General features: G+C 45.3%; 11 protein-coding genes and 1 pseudogene. 10 read left to right on the top strand and 2 right to left on the bottom strand.

Annotated elements, in window-relative coordinates:
- Nucleotides 1-117 precede the first annotated feature (117 nt).
- From QUA47_RS14600 to QUA47_RS14590, 3 genes are all read left to right on the top strand, one after another.
- The gene (locus tag QUA47_RS14600; protein WP_333431255.1) at nucleotides 118-1497 is read left to right on the top strand and encodes an ATP-binding protein; all 1380 of its coding nucleotides are present in this window, start codon (nucleotides 118-120) and stop codon (nucleotides 1495-1497) included.
- A 4-nt stretch (nucleotides 1498-1501) separates the two neighbouring features.
- Nucleotides 1502-4840: an nSTAND1 domain-containing NTPase gene (locus tag QUA47_RS14595; RefSeq protein WP_333431254.1), complete on the top strand. Its 3339-nt coding sequence runs from the start codon at nucleotides 1502-1504 to the stop codon at nucleotides 4838-4840.
- A 435-nt stretch (nucleotides 4841-5275) separates the two neighbouring features.
- Nucleotides 5276-6931: a SpoIID/LytB domain-containing protein gene (locus QUA47_RS14590; protein ID WP_333431253.1), complete on the top strand. Its 1656-nt coding sequence runs from the start codon at nucleotides 5276-5278 to the stop codon at nucleotides 6929-6931.
- A gap of 345 nt (nucleotides 6932-7276) precedes the next feature.
- Here the strand turns inward: QUA47_RS14590 and QUA47_RS14585 are convergent, their stop codons facing one another.
- Nucleotides 7277-7576 carry a ferredoxin gene (locus QUA47_RS14585; RefSeq protein WP_190663602.1) on the bottom strand — a complete coding sequence of 100 codons (300 nt, stop codon included), beginning with the start codon at nucleotides 7574-7576 and terminating at the stop codon, nucleotides 7277-7279.
- 525 nt (nucleotides 7577-8101) lie between these two features.
- Here QUA47_RS14585 and QUA47_RS14580 point away from each other — a divergent pair.
- From QUA47_RS14580 to QUA47_RS14550, 7 genes are all read left to right on the top strand, one after another.
- A complete protein-coding gene (locus QUA47_RS14580; protein ID WP_333431252.1) occupies nucleotides 8102-9115 on the top strand; it encodes a Gfo/Idh/MocA family oxidoreductase in 1014 nt (337 codons plus the stop codon).
- 128 nt (nucleotides 9116-9243) lie between these two features.
- Complete coding sequence (locus QUA47_RS14575) at nucleotides 9244-10152, top strand: DMT family transporter (protein WP_333431251.1); 909 nt, start codon at nucleotides 9244-9246, stop codon at nucleotides 10150-10152.
- A gap of 134 nt (nucleotides 10153-10286) precedes the next feature.
- A complete protein-coding gene (locus QUA47_RS14570; protein ID WP_333431250.1) occupies nucleotides 10287-10736 on the top strand; it encodes a pyridoxamine 5'-phosphate oxidase family protein in 450 nt (149 codons plus the stop codon).
- A gap of 155 nt (nucleotides 10737-10891) precedes the next feature.
- Complete coding sequence (locus tag QUA47_RS14565) at nucleotides 10892-11875, top strand: aldo/keto reductase (protein ID WP_333431249.1); 984 nt, start codon at nucleotides 10892-10894, stop codon at nucleotides 11873-11875.
- A 62-nt stretch (nucleotides 11876-11937) separates the two neighbouring features.
- Nucleotides 11938-12570, top strand: coding sequence for a glutathione S-transferase family protein (locus QUA47_RS14560; protein WP_333431248.1), 633 nt, complete (start codon nucleotides 11938-11940; stop codon nucleotides 12568-12570).
- Nucleotides 12571-12711: 141 nt separating this feature from the next.
- Entirely contained in the window at nucleotides 12712-13074 is a 363-nt protein-coding gene (locus tag QUA47_RS14555; RefSeq protein WP_333431247.1) for a hypothetical protein, read from the top strand.
- A 75-nt stretch (nucleotides 13075-13149) separates the two neighbouring features.
- Nucleotides 13150-14046, top strand: coding sequence for a hypothetical protein (locus QUA47_RS14550; protein WP_333431246.1), 897 nt, complete (start codon nucleotides 13150-13152; stop codon nucleotides 14044-14046).
- Between the two features lie 156 nt (nucleotides 14047-14202).
- On the opposite strand, the pseudogene QUA47_RS14545 reads toward QUA47_RS14550, so the two are convergent.
- Nucleotides 14203-14427: pseudogene (locus QUA47_RS14545) on the bottom strand (photosystem II q(b) protein); the annotation flags it as partial.

Genomic DNA, 14427 nt, shown 5'->3' with positions numbered 1-14427 from the left:
TGGGTGGTCAGCTAACTAACCGTAGGGTGCTTACCCGGAAAATTGTTTTGTCTCTGGTAATAACATTCAGCCCTGACCCACCCTACAATAACTACAAAAACTAATTTAAAAAATTTTATGAACCTAGATTTCGATAAATTCTGGAATGCCTGCAACCCCAGTGAGTCCCTAAAATTAGGCAATGCCGAAGATCGGCGGTATTACATTGATTTTTCTGAGGTGCGTGGCGGGAAAATTATTAACCTACTCAAACGGACAATTACCCGTCCGTCATCAGATAAACCAACTTGCCAATTATTTACCGGACACATTGGTTGCGGTAAGTCTACTGAATTGTCGCGACTGCAAAAAGAGTTGACAGATGAGGGGTTTTATGTAGTTTACTTCGAGTCAACACAAGACCTCGATGAAATGGATCTCGATTTGACAGATATCATGTTGGCGATCGCGCGGCGAGTCACCCAAAGCTTGGAAGAGGGCAACATTTCCTTGCAGCCCCAGGGCTTTAAAGAATTCTTAAAAAACAGTTGGAATTTTTTACAGACTCCTGTGACTTTAGAAGCTGAAGGAGAACTTTTTGGCAACAAATTCAAGGGCAATACAGACGGAAACCTGGAAGTCTCTCTGCCTTTAGGTATTGCCCAAATTACTGCCAAAACCAAAAGTAATCCCGACTTGCGATCTAAACTGAGACAGTACATGGAACCGCAAGCTAATAAAATGTTAGAACTGATTAATCAAGAAATAATTGATGTAGCAATTAATCAGTTAAAGCAGCGGGGTAAAAAAGGATTAGTGGTGATTGTTGACAACTTAGACCGGATAGTTTTTCGACCCAATGCAGCCGGGCGACTGTTGCCAGAATATATCTTTATTGACCGGGGCGATCAGTTGCGGCAACTGAATTGCCATTTAGTTTATACCGTACCGCTGGGATTGATTTTTGGCAATGAAAGTGAAATTTTGAAAAATCGATTGGGAGGGGGAGTTGGCCCGCAAGTTTTGCCGATGGTACCAGTAAAAAATAGAGACGGCAGCGAATGTGTTGAGGGGATGAATTTGCTGCGGCGCATGGTGATGTCGCGGGCTTTCCCTGATGTGTCGCCAGAGAAATATATCACATTAATTGCCGAAGTTTTTGACAGTCCTGAAACTTTAGATGAATTGTGCCGAGTCAGCGGAGGTCATCTGCGAAACTTGATGGGGATGCTGTTTGGTTGCTTGCAGCAAGATGACCCTCCAATTTCGCCAAATGTGTTGAAATCAGTGATTCGCAGTTCCCGCGACACTCTGAAGAATGGCATTGATAATGATCTGTGGGAATTACTCTTTAAGGTGGTAAAAGAACAAAGCATTAATGGAGATAAAGAATACCAATATTTGCTGCGAAACCTGTGGGTTTTTGAATATGTAGACCCTCAAGGAAATTGGTTTGCGTTGAATCCGCTGTTGATGGAAACTGACAAATTTAAGCTGTGGCAGCAGCAAAATTATTAAGATTATGGTAAACTCAAATCTAGCCGAAGATATTGCAGCCGAAAATGAGCGGTCGCTCTCTACATTGGTACGGACTATCGCCCGCTTTCAAGGAAAGTTTTCTTTAACTATAGTGCGCTGCAATTATGCTAGCTTGCGTTCTGCAATGCTGGAAAAACTGCGCGCTCGCTCGACAGTTGAATATCAAGAATTAGTCCTTGAGCCTGCTACTAAAATACTTCATCAAACTATTCTCAATGCCGTCCAGCAGCAACCACCGAAAGCTTTAATAGTTGTGGGCATAGAATCGGTGGTTGCTCTTGATGACCTGTTAGCGGGGGCTAATAGAGCGCGAGATCAATTCAAGCAAGATTTTGCTTTTCCGTTGATATTATGGGTGACGGATCCGGTACTGTCTAAATTCAGTCGATCGGCGAATGATTTGAAGTCTTGGTCTCCTCCTCCAATTCAGTTTACCATGCCGCCCGATGATTTGATGAATTTGTTACAACAACAAACCAGTCAAGCTTTTGCTGATGTTGATAATTTCAAATTAGATGACTGCGAAATGGAGTTGCTGGAGAATGATTTGCTAAATGCAGCATTAGACCAGGAATTACAAGCTAGTTGGCAATTTATTCGCGGTTTAGTTGAATTTCAGAAAAATCAAATAGATTTAGCCCTCGAACATTATCAGCAAAGTTGGACATTTTGGCAGGAAACTCGCCACTTAGAAAGACAAGGAATTGTTTGCCATAAAATTGCTCAAGCTTACAACCGCAAAGCTGAATTGCACCGGGCAGGAAATCAAGATTATTGGCAAGAAGCTAGAAAGTATTTACAACAATCTCTGGAGAGTTTTGAGCAAGCACAGCTACCTGATTTAGGTGCGAAATGTATTAGCGAACTTGGCGAAGTGCTACGGCGTTTAGCAGCTTGGGAAGAGTTGCAAAGTTTAGCTAAAAAAGCCTTAGAAATGCACGAAATTTACGGCACTCCGAGTCAAGTAGCTGAAGATTACGGCTTTTTGGCTGAGGTGGCGCTGCAACAATCTCAGTGGGAAAAAGCTTGCGAATCGGCTAAATTAGCATTGTCGGTTTTGGCACAAGCAGGAATAAATAAAAAAGAGACTGGTTTGTATCTGCTACTTTTGGCAAAAGGGCAGCGAAATCTTATCCCCTGTTCGACAGTTAACCCCCCCCTTGCTAAGGGCGGGAGTGAGTGTGTATTTTCCCCAATTGAGATTATAGAAATTTTAACACAAGCGAAAGTAATTACCCAACCTGAAGAGGATGTGCAGCTTTATCTAAGAATTTTAGAAGAGTTGAGAACTCTCTATTTTGAGCAAGGCGAATATTTAAAAGCATTTGATATCAAACTCGAACAACAAGCAGTTAAAAGCAAATATGGATTGCAAGCTTTTATTGGTGCCGATCGCTTGCAGCCTCCGCAACAAATAATTGATATCGGTTTAGAATCAGGTCACTCACAAGCTGAAATTGTTGAGGAAATTGAAGCCGCTTCCGGGCGGGCGCAGGATATTAAACGGATAATTCAGCGGATAGGTACACCTGCTTCCAAGCTGACAATTATTCATGGACAGTCGGGAGTAGGAAAAAGTTCGATTATTCAAGCCGGGTTAGTTCCAGCCCTGCAACTTACCACTTTTGACGCGCGGGACGTATTGCCTGTTTTATTGCAGTCTTATCACGATTGGGCGAGGGATTGCGGTCAGTGTTTGCGAGCGGGAATTAAAAAAATAAAAGGTGAGAGTTTATCTACTCCTATTGACACGCCGACAGCTATTCTGGAACAGTTGCGACTGAATCAAAATCGCAATTTATTGACGGTACTAATTTTTGACCAGTTTGAGGAATTTTTCTTTGCTTATCCAGACCAAACTAGCAGGAGAGAGTTCTATGATTTTTTGGCTGAATGTTTAAATGAGATTGGTGAACTCAAAATTATCCTGTCGCTGCGGGAAGATTATCTTTTCTACTTGTTAGAATGGAATCGCGCCAGCAATTTGTCAATTATTGATAACGACATTCTCAATAAAAAAATCTGCTATTACTTAGGTAAATTTTCGATTCCCGATGCGAAAGTTGTTCTCCAAACCTTAACAAAACGCTCTCAACTTGACTTATCCGAAGATTTGGTAAACGCGCTGGTAGAAGATTTAGCAGGTGAAGTGCGCGAAGTGCGGCCGATTGAGTTCCAAATTGTGGGAACGCAACTAGAAAAACGGCAGATTACTCGACTGACTGAATATCAGCAACTAGGCAGTCAGGCTAAGGTCAAACTGGTTGAGGAATTTTTAGCAGAAGTTATCGCCGACTGCGGCCAGGAGAATAAAGATATTGCCGAACTTGTCTTGTACTTGCTGACGGATGAAAACAACACTCGTCCTCAGAAAACTCTGGCTGAGTTAGCAGCAGATTTAGGAACAGAGTCAAAAAGATTAGATTTGGTTTTAGAGATTGTCGTTAAATCGGGATTGGTGTTAGAAGTGCCAGCAACTCCGATTGAACGTTACCAACTTGTCCACGATTATTTAGTGCCTTTTATCCGCAAACACCGCGGTGCGGAATTACTAGACTTACGCCAAAAGCTCAAGCAGACTGAAACTGAAAATCAGATATTAGCAGAGGCGCGGCAGGAAGCAGAACAGTTGTTAGCAACAGCACAGAAATTGACAGAATTAGAGCGATCGGCAAGTGATGCTTTGAGACTGTTTGAGTTCCACAATAACCAAATAGATGCTTTAATCTCAGCCGTGAAGACTGGGAAAGAACTGAAAGCTACAATCAAAGACGTTCGTTCCCTTGCAGATTACCCGATATCTACTCCCCAGATTGCCCTCAACCAGATTCTCGACAACATCCGAGAACAAAATCGGTTGAAAGGAGATAAAGGTTCGGTATCGAGTGTCAGTTTTAGTCCTGACGGCAAATACATCGCTACGGCATCAGATGACAAAACAGCCCGGTTGTGGGATTTAAGAGGCAAGCTGATACAAGAATTTAAAGGACATCAAGGTAGGGTAAATAGTGTCAGTTTTAGTCATGGCGGCAAATACATCGCTACGGCATCAGGGGACAAAACAGCCCGGTTGTGGGATTTAACAGGCAAGCTGATACAAGAATTTAAAGGACATCAGGAGGGGGTAAATAGTGTCAGTTTTAGTCCTGACGGCAAATACATCGCTACGGCATCATCGGACAATACAGCCCGGTTGTGGCAAATCAGAAGTTTAGATGAAATGCTGGTGCAAGGCTGCGATTGGCTGCGCGACTATTTGCAGAATAATGCTGATGAAAGCGATAAACACCTCTGCGATGAGATTAGTGCTCAGAAAAAATGATTAGCCAATCAGTCGGTAGGTGCAAATAAACTTTAGCGTGTAACAGGATGTAAAGCGATCGCAACTTTTGCGATTACTGCGTTTCATCTCAAATCCGGTAGCATCGGAATTAATATTACCCACAGCCAGAAAACCGCCAGTGCCCAAGGCGTGTCAACTTAAGCTTTTTGTCCGCCATTCCTCCCGCCCACCCGGCAGTCCGCCAGGGAATGAATTCCCTGTCTAATAGCGAAAGTCCTCTAAAAGAGGACTAATGAATTATTCAGTCCTCTTTTAGAGGACTTTCGCTTTGAGGCAGGGGTTTCAACCCCTGTCGGACTATCGGTTTAACGAACCAAACCACCTAATCTTCCGCAATTCCCCTATAGCAGCGGCCAAATGTGCTAACGTACAATCAAAAATCCCCCATCTTCAACTATCGCGAGACAGATAACCGTGTTCGCTCAAGCACCTCCAACTCCCAATTACAAATGGTTTAGCTGCATTTCTAGGACTGTTTTCACCGCATTGTGCCTGTTGCCCATTTTCAGCGCTGCGGGATACGCCCAAACTCCCCAAAATAGACCCATCAAAATCGGCGTGGTGCAGCGGTTTGGCACCAAAGCAACCGACAAACTGACGCTGAAAGCATTACCGGGCGACAGCTTAACATTGAGTTACAAAACTCCTCAAGGCATAGAAACCAAAACGGCTGCTAGCGTCAAGTTAGAAATAGCCCCGAAACCGCTGGAAGCGCCATTAGTAGAAGAACGAGTTGTTCTGAGCTCCCACCGCAGTTTCGAGAGTGCAGAAGATAGCGCCAATCAGTGGCGCGCCCAGGGAATTGATGTAGAAATTGCTCAACCTTTTCGCTGGCAAGTTTGGGCGAAAAGAGATACTTACAACTCTCCTTTGGTGCGGCGCTGGCTGTTGCAAAGTTTGCAAGCTCAAGGGAACACAACAGCTTTTTTGGATTCCAAAGTTTTTAAACAAGTACCCCAGGCATTTTGGGTTTTAAACGGCTTTCGTTTCAACCGCCATGAGTTGGATGTGACGGCCGGGAAAAATGTGATTGAGGTATTGGAACAAACCACCCAAGAGGCGACAGCTACTGAACCCGAAAAAGCTATTCAACAAACTCGCCGTTATGGCGGCAGTTTGCACCTGCAAAAAAATGCTTACGGCACTTATACTTTGGTGAATAAAGTGCTGACGGAAACTTATTTGCGTGGTGTTGTTCCTCACGAAATTGGGGCTTTTTCGCCTTACGCTGCGATTGTCGCTCAAACTATTTTGGCGAGAACCTACGCCCTGAGAAATTTGCGCCGTTTTGCTGTGGATAATTATGAGTTGTGCGCTGATGTTAACTGCCAAGTTTATCACGGTTTAACTGAGGTTTACCCGCAAAGTGATAAGGCGATCGCCCAAACGAGCGGTTTGGTGCTAACTTACGAAAATCAGCTAGTAGACGCGCTCTATTCCGCTTCTAGCGGCGGCGTGACAGCCTCTTTTAACGATGTGTGGCAGGGCGCGGAACGTCCATATTTGCGATCGATCGTCGATTCCCCTAATAATATTTGGGATTTGTCCAAGCAGAGTTTGTCTGACGAAAACAACCTCCGCCGCTTTCTCAGTTTGGAAAAAGGGTTTAATGAGGAAAAAGAAGATACTTTTCGGTGGCGCGAACCAGCTTCTTTGACAGCTATTGGTGGATTTCTCAAACAGTATCTTCAGAAGAAACAGCACCCGCTGGCTAATCTTAAAACTGTCACTCAAGTGGAAGTGGTGGAAAGGTCGCCTGCAGGTCGAGTTTTGAAAATGAAGGTTCAAACTGACTTGGGCCCCATCGATATCGACAAAGACGAGATTCGCAATGCTTTTTACCCCCCGATCAGCACGCTTTTTTACCTAGAACCCATTTACAATCCAGACAAAACTCTCAACGGTTATGCTTTTGTCGGAGGCGGTTTCGGGCACGGGGTGGGAATGAGTCAGACTGGTTCTTACAATTTGGCTAATTTGGGCTGGAATGGATCTCAAATTCTGGGGTTTTATTTTCCCGGCGCTCAAGTTGTGCCGCTCAGCGATAACATTACATTTTGGCGCGAATAGTCGATCGCAGTCGGCCTAAGAGTCGGCGATTTAAATCATCGCCACTACACAAACAAAGCCCGCCTTTGCGGACTAAATATCAGCCGTAAAACTTTTAGATTTTAGACTTTGGATTCTAGATTGGTTTCACAGTTAATCTAAAATCTGCCATCTAAAATCTAAAATTATTTGGTCAGCTATCTGCTCCAACAGCTATGAATTCATAGCTGGGAGTGACAGACTGCTGGCGGCTTTGTTGCAATGTTAGACACAGAAACCCGGTTTCTTAACATAATTGCCGTATTTCAGCTTAATTCTGGAAACGAGAAACCGGGTTTCTTAGGGTATCACGCAGAGCGTCCTTTCTTAGTAGAGCGCTTCTTCTTGGTGAGTTTCGATCGTACAGTCAGACTTGGGATAGGCGACGCAGGTGAGGACAAATCCGGCCTCGATTTGGTCATCGTCCAAGAAAGATTGGTCGGATTGGTCAACTTCGCCTTTGGTGATTTTGCCGGCGCAGGTGGAGCAAGCTCCAGCGCGGCAAGAGTAGGGGAGGTCGAGTCCTGCTTCTTCAGCAGCATCAAGAATGTAAGTATCGTCATCAACGTCAATGGTCTGGTTAATTCCTTCGGCTTCGCTGATGAGGGTAACTTTGTAAGTTGCCATGCACTAAATCCTCTCAAAAATTCAACAAGATTGATAATTTTTCCTAATGCAAACTTCAAGGCTCTATTAGCTTTGAGGTTAGGTCTTAGGTTCGTTCCCTCTATGATAGTAGGGGATAGAAGGGAGGTTGACACACTTATTTACAAAACATTTGAATGGGATTAGTTATAACTTTTTCTAATTTCATCTTGATTACTTATACCTATCTTGGGTTCAGCCTTGTGATACTGTTGCCGCAAGACTTGCGCTAAATAATCCGGTTTCTAGGAAAAATCCTGTTTTGAGCCCTACAGTACAAAAACCGGGTTGTTGGTATGCGGTGTGTCGATCGAGTTTCAGCAAAACTTGCTACAAGGCAAGTCCCTGCAGGCGGTGAAATGTATAGTTAGATCGCATCAAGACTTGGGTGTTGAAGGCTCGATCGAATAAATCGCACCACAACCACAGCTTAAAATCGGGGCGATAGAACCCTAAAGCCCTGCACCGCAAGTCTGTAACTATCTAAAATCTTAAATCTCAAATCCCATGACTAATATTGATACTCGCTTTGGTTTTTCGGTTAATTCTCCAATTCGCGTGGGGATTGTGGGTACTGGTTTTGCCGCTAAGTTGAGGGCCGAGACAATTCAAGCTGATGGGCGATCGCACTTGGTAGCGGTTGCCGGCCACAGCCCAGAGAAAACCGCAGCATTTTGTCAAGGGTTCGGGGCAGAAGCTGCGGTTTCTTGGCGCAAGCTGGTAGAAAGAGACGATTTAGATTTGGTTATTGTCTGTACGGTGAACCGGGATCACGGGGCGATCGTCCTGGCCGCGCTAGAAAATGACAAGCACGTTGTGGTCGAATATCCTCTATCTTTAGACGTATCTGAAGCAGAAAGGGCGATCGAACTTGCCGCCCAAAAGCAAAAACTCCTCCACATCGAACACATCGAACTGTTAGGCGGTTTGCACCAAGCAATCAAAGAATCTTTGCCATTAATCGGTAAAGTTTTTTACGCCCGCTACCTTACTATTACTCCTCAACATCCAGCCCCGCAGCGGTGGACTTATCAACATTCCCTCTTTGGCTTTCCGTTAGTTGGTGCAATTTCGCGACTGCACCGATTTACTGATTTGTTCGGGGAAGTGGCAAGCGTTAACTGTCAAGCTCAATTTTGGGACACCCAGCCGGATTTCTACAAAGCTTGTTTGTGCAACGCACAGTTGCGCTTTGCCAATGGCATTGTGGCTGAAGCTGTTTATGGAAAAGGAGAGACTTTTTGGCAGTCGGAAAACATTTTTACCATCTACGGAGAAGCAGGAACGCTGGTTTTTACTCCTGAATCCGGTCAATTAATTCAGGGAGAAAATCGGCACAACATCAAAGTAGGGACGCGGCGCGGTTTGTTTGCCAAAGACACCGATATGGTGTTGGAATATTTGTCAAACGGTACGCCTTTGTACGTGAATAATGCTAGTAGCTTGTACGCTTTGAAAGTGGCAGACGCTGCGAGGCGATCGAGCGAAACCGGGCAAAATGTGGCGCTAAGGAGTGCGTAAGTCCTCGAATACTTCCTTTATTTATTAGCCGGCTCATGCGGACGAGAGTTTGACTTGCAGAGCGGTTTCAACCACCTCTTTCATAAAGGAGGTAAAGAACTTTTAACTCGCTCTATATTGGAGAGTCAATGAAATCCTACTGGGAAAATCTTCACTTAAATTCAGAAAATATCGGCTTAATCTACGGTTTTTTGGGCGTAGTTGGATTTAGCTTGACATTACCAGCAACCAGAGCCGCTGTGATAGATTTAGACCCGCTTTTTGTAGGTTTAGGACGCGGATTAGTAGCAGCTATACTAGCAGCATTTACTCTGCGGATAACGCATCAACCCATTCCCTCAAAACAGCAACTTGGGAGTTTATTAGTTGTCGGATTGGGAGTTGTTTTGGGATTTCCGGTACTATCGGCTTGGGCAATGCAGCAAGTACCTGCCGCGCACGGTGCTGTGGTGTTAGGATTGTTGCCTTTAGCAACAGCGATAGCAGGGTTTTTGCGAGCTGGCGATCGCCCTGATTTCAGCTTTTGGATTGCGAGCATTGTCGGTAGTACAACCGTTGTTGTTTTTGGAATTATTAGTGGCGCTGGCCAGCTTCATCCCGCAGATTTAGCTTTGTTTGGAGCTGTAATTGCTGCTGCTTTGGGCTATGCTGAAGGTGGGCGATTAGCTTTGAGTTTAGGTGGATGGCAAGTGATCTGTTGGGCATTGGTGATTGTAGCTCCTTTCGAGGTTTTGCCAACAATATTTGTGGTCTTTAAACAAGGGTTGATAGCTTCACCGATAGCCTGGTTCGGTTTTGCTTATGTAAGTGTTATTAGTCAATTTATCGCATTTTTTGCCTGGTATCATGGTATGGCAATGGGTGGAGTTGCTCGGGTAGGTCAAATTCAGTTATTGCAACCATTTTTGACGCTCCTGGCTTCGGCAATTTTGCTTGGTGAAACCCTGGAGCCGATCGCCCTAGTCACGGCCTGTTTGGTTGTTGCTAGCGTAGCTGCGGGTAAAAAAGCATCAATTAAGCGGGCAGAAGATTTGTGAGGCGAGCGCTTTCTGAACAGGCTGCTAACTCCAATCATTGACTTTCACATATCGATACCATCTAACGACAGATGTAAAGCGAAAACTATTTGTGTTAAATACTAGCAATCAACTGAATTTTTAAGAGAAAAGTAATGTTAGATATTGATGAAATGAGCTCAAAAGAAATACACGAGCTGCTACACCAAGTAGGATACGGTCATCTGGGCTGCATACACGAAGGCAAACCCTACGTGATGCCAATGAATTATTATCTCGAAGGTTCGGACATCTACCTGTTTACAACCGAAGGCATGAAGACTCATGACATAGAGGCGAATCCAGAAATCTGCCTACAGGTTGAAGAAATACACGATCCGCTTCATTGGCGCAGCGTGATTGTGAATGGTCGAGCCTCGCGCCTCACAGTTCAGGAAGACATCGATCGGGCAATGCACTTGATCAAAGAGCGCAATCCAACGCTCTCACCTGCTATCAATCGAACCTGGATTGATGCTCAGGGACGTTCCGAAGTGATCGCAATCTACCGCATCGACGCGAGTGAAATGAGCGGACGCACGACTGATGGAGTCAGCAGTCGCTAAGAACCGAGATATCTCAAACGTTCTAGGATGAATGAACTTTATGCGATCGCCATTGATACAGATGCCATTGTCATTAAGCAGCCCGGTGATTGTGATGTGAATGAAATGATCGTCCGTCCGACACGTCCAGAAATTGAGAGTAATAGGAAAACATCATGAAACAGCGAAAACTCGGTAATCAAGGATTAGTGGTTTCGGAACTAGGACTGGGCTGTATGGGTATGTCCGAGTTCTACGGCATAGCCGATGAGTCAGAATCGATCGCCACCATTCATCGCGCCTTAGAGCTAGGCGTGACTTTCCTCGACACGGCTGATATGTACGGTGTCGGTCACAACGAGGAGTTGGTAGGCAAAGCAATTAAAGGGCATCGAGATCGAGTCATTATCGCCACCAAGTTTGGCAATGTACGCGGTAGCGACGGCAGCTTTAAGGGCGTGAATGGCAAACCCGAATATGTCCGCTCTTGCTGTGATGCCAGCCTCAAGCGTCTGGGCGTAGATACGATCGATCTTTACTATCAGCACCGAGTCGATCCAAACACTCCCATCGAAGAAACCGTAGGTGCAATGGCAGAGCTAGTGCAAGCCGGGAAAGTTCGCTACCTTGGCCTTTCCGAAGCCGCGAGCGCCACGATCCGCCGTGCCCAAGCAGTGCATCCTATTTCGGCACTCCAGACTGAATATTCGCTGTGGAGCCGGGAGCCAGAATCCGAGATTTTGCCCACCTGCCGAGAGCTAGGGATTGGGTTTGTGCCTTATAGCCCTCTGGGGCGCGGGTTTCTCACAGGCAAAATCAAGAGCCTCGACACATTATCTGAGGGAGACTATCGGGCCGAGCGATATCCTCGCTTTCAAGGCGATAATCTCCAGCAAAATCTGGAATTAGTCGAGCAGATAGAGCAGATGGCCGCCGCTAAGGGTATCAAAGCTGGACAGTTAGCCCTGGCTTGGGTGTTAGCGCAGGGCGACGACATTGTGCCAATTCCAGGCACCAAACGCCGCACCTATTTAGAAGAAAACATTGCAGCGGCTGCTGTGACGCTGACTCCAGCAGAACTAGACCAGCTCGCCAAAGCCCTGCCATTAGGCATTGCAGTGGGCGATCGCTACCCCGATATGAGTACCGTCAATCGTTAGGAATTGGGGCGAGTAAAGTATTCTTAACTACGGCTAAATTTTTGATTCAGGAGCGATAAATCATGTCAAAACTTATTGTTTGGGGAACACCCGTCAGTACCTATGTCCGTACCGTCCGGCTGCTGCTTGAGGAAATAGGCGCAGACTATACCCTCCAAAGCGTTGATATCTTCAATGGTGAAAGCCAGTCCCCAGAGTACCTGGCTAAGAATCCCTTTGGGAAAATTCCCACCCTAGAAGTAAATGGCGAACTGCTTTATGAAACGGCTGCTATTACCGAATACCTGGATGCCACTTTAGGCGATCGCAAATTTAGCTTTTCCGATCCAATGCTTCAAGCTCGGATGCGTCAAATCATGGCGATTATTGATAGCTATTTCTATGGCCCTGCGATTACCACCATTGTGATTCAGCGATTGATTGTGCCGAGTCAGGGGGGTAACACAGATGAGGCTAAAGTCAAAAATGCGATCGCGCCTGCACAAAAGGCTATAGAGGCGATCGAGTCGCTAGCTACGCCTAGCCCCTATCTGCTCGGCAGCCAAGCGAGCATTGCTGATTTCTATCTGATTCCTATCTTTATCTACCTTTCCCAAACTCCAGAATTTGAAGTGATTACGGCTCAAACGCCAAAACTACGGACGTGGTGGGATCAGGTTAGCCTGTTGCCCAACGTCAAAAAAGTGTGCGCGTAATTGCAGTCAAGATGAAGCGGTTTTAGGGGAACAAATCAGCGTGTCGGCTCCCGATGGTAGCGTAACAATGAAAATTATGTCAGTCTTGACGGTTTTAATCGGTCAAGAACCGACTTGAGGAAGTTTAATGCAAGCCGATCAATGCAGTGGAGATTGCTGGGCTTGCAATTTGTAGATAATGCCGATGCCGATCCTCGGACTGATGGAGTGGACGTGTTTACCAAGCAGGAACACTTTGTCAGGGACTATAGCAAAAGCATTGGTCAGGAATGGAGTTATAAGGGATATACCGTAGATAAATTTCGCTATCCAGACGAGCTGTGGCTACCAGAAACATTACATGGGGCTACCTGGGTCTTCCTGCGTCGCATTCAGGGAAAGCGTTTTCTTATATCTCACCGGAATGTTTGTCGATTATATCGAGAACTTTGTGTTGAACGTCTAATTGAGATTGTACTTAATATTAATGCCTATATGGGTGTGAATCGGCTTTTCATCCCATGAGGAGGGTCGAGATTGTGGAAGACGTGCGATCGCTATTTGATGACCAATAGATGTAGTGTTTGAAAAGTGATACTCATGTTAAAAAAATTAAAAACTATTACTCTTTCCACTCTTCTGGCCTTAGGAACAGCTACGCTGGGTTCTACAGCACCTCTCCCTAGTCCTAATAATCAAGGGGATTATATGGGAAGAGCTTATCATACTTATTGGGAAGTCGTAGATCCAGACCCAAATGGGTTAAATTGTCGCATGACAAATTCTTCTTTTGAAGAACTTATGCGTGCTGACAACCGCACTCCATTTGAGTTTTTTAATTGGTCTTTAGTTGGTGCCTTAAAACAGGGACAGCGTTTTGAAAGCTTTCCTAGTAATGCTGCTGGTACTTTCAACGATACCAGGGGTTTACCTTGGCTTTTTGTAGGAAAAAGCTACCCTGCTGGTGCAGCGCAAGGTTGTTTCGTTCGCGCTAATAGTCAATTTGTCAAACCAGTAGAGATGTCATCGACTCGCGTACAACCCCAAGCGAGTCAACCGCTTACAAGTTCCACAGCGCTGCCGATGAAGCTTGGTTTTGACGAAGGATTTGGATCGATTGTAGTACCAGAAAGCGATACCACAGCATCGGCGTATGGAGGACGCTTAAGGCGATATGACGTTCACATTGCCAAAATGTTTGAAGTCACCCACTTTATGTGTCAACAAGAGAATTTAACACCGGGTATTACTTGGAATTACGCGGCTGGAGCTGGCAGGATTAATATGGGAAGTTTTGAAATAACCTGCCGACTTGCTAATCAAATAGCTAGTGCCTATGGTTTAGGTAAGTCGGAACCTACGAATGTGACTTTTTCGGCTGGTGAAGTAGGTCGCCCCGCTGTCAGAAGTTTCAACATTCCCATCCTAGATATTACAGGTGATAAAGTACCACGCTGGGTGAGTTTTGTGCAGGGATTTCAGCCAGCGAGGAGGTAGGGCGAACACAGATAATATGCTCTACTGTCACTTAGAGCAATGTACCTTAATAAAATAGTTGAGAGGAGTTTATGCCGATAAAAATATTTTTATTTTCCCCCAAACAAAAAGCGCCCCTATTTCTAGGAGCGCTTTTTGTCAATCAAAAGCTAAAACTTAGCCGTTGATCGAAGGAGCAACCAAAGCTACGGGAGTGGTTTCACCAGCAGCCAAGTCGAGAGGGAAGTTGTGAGCATTGCGCTCGTGCATTACTTCCATACCCAAGTTAGCGCGGTTGATCACATCAGCCCAAGTATTGATGACACGACCTTGAGAGTCGATAATCGATTGGTTGAAGTTGAAACCGTTCAAGTTGAAAGCCATCGTGGAGATACCCAAAGC

The sequence above is a fragment of the Microcoleus sp. MON2_D5 genome (genome assembly GCF_036701905.1).
Taxonomy (GTDB): Bacteria; Cyanobacteriota; Cyanobacteriia; order Cyanobacteriales; family Microcoleaceae; genus Microcoleus.
This window is presented reverse-complemented; position numbering and strand designations above follow the sequence as displayed.

Excerpts from the sequence above, each read along its gene's own strand:
- QUA47_RS14600 (WP_333431255.1), top strand. The coding sequence starts at position 118 with ATGAACCTAGATTTCGATAAATTCTGGAATGCCTGCAACCCCAGTGAG.
- QUA47_RS14595 (WP_333431254.1), top strand. The coding sequence starts at position 1,502 with ATGGTAAACTCAAATCTAGCCGAAGATATTGCAGCCGAAAATGAGCGG.
- QUA47_RS14585 (WP_190663602.1), bottom strand. The coding sequence starts at position 7,576 with ATGGCAACTTACAAAGTTACCCTCATCAGCGAAGCCGAAGGAATTAAC.
- QUA47_RS14580 (WP_333431252.1), top strand. The coding sequence starts at position 8,102 with ATGACTAATATTGATACTCGCTTTGGTTTTTCGGTTAATTCTCCAATT.
- QUA47_RS14575 (WP_333431251.1), top strand. The coding sequence starts at position 9,244 with ATGAAATCCTACTGGGAAAATCTTCACTTAAATTCAGAAAATATCGGC.
- QUA47_RS14570 (WP_333431250.1), top strand. The coding sequence starts at position 10,287 with ATGTTAGATATTGATGAAATGAGCTCAAAAGAAATACACGAGCTGCTA.
- QUA47_RS14565 (WP_333431249.1), top strand. The coding sequence starts at position 10,892 with ATGAAACAGCGAAAACTCGGTAATCAAGGATTAGTGGTTTCGGAACTA.
- QUA47_RS14560 (WP_333431248.1), top strand. The coding sequence starts at position 11,938 with ATGTCAAAACTTATTGTTTGGGGAACACCCGTCAGTACCTATGTCCGT.
- QUA47_RS14555 (WP_333431247.1), top strand. The coding sequence starts at position 12,712 with ATGCAGTGGAGATTGCTGGGCTTGCAATTTGTAGATAATGCCGATGCC.
- QUA47_RS14550 (WP_333431246.1), top strand. The coding sequence starts at position 13,150 with ATGTTAAAAAAATTAAAAACTATTACTCTTTCCACTCTTCTGGCCTTA.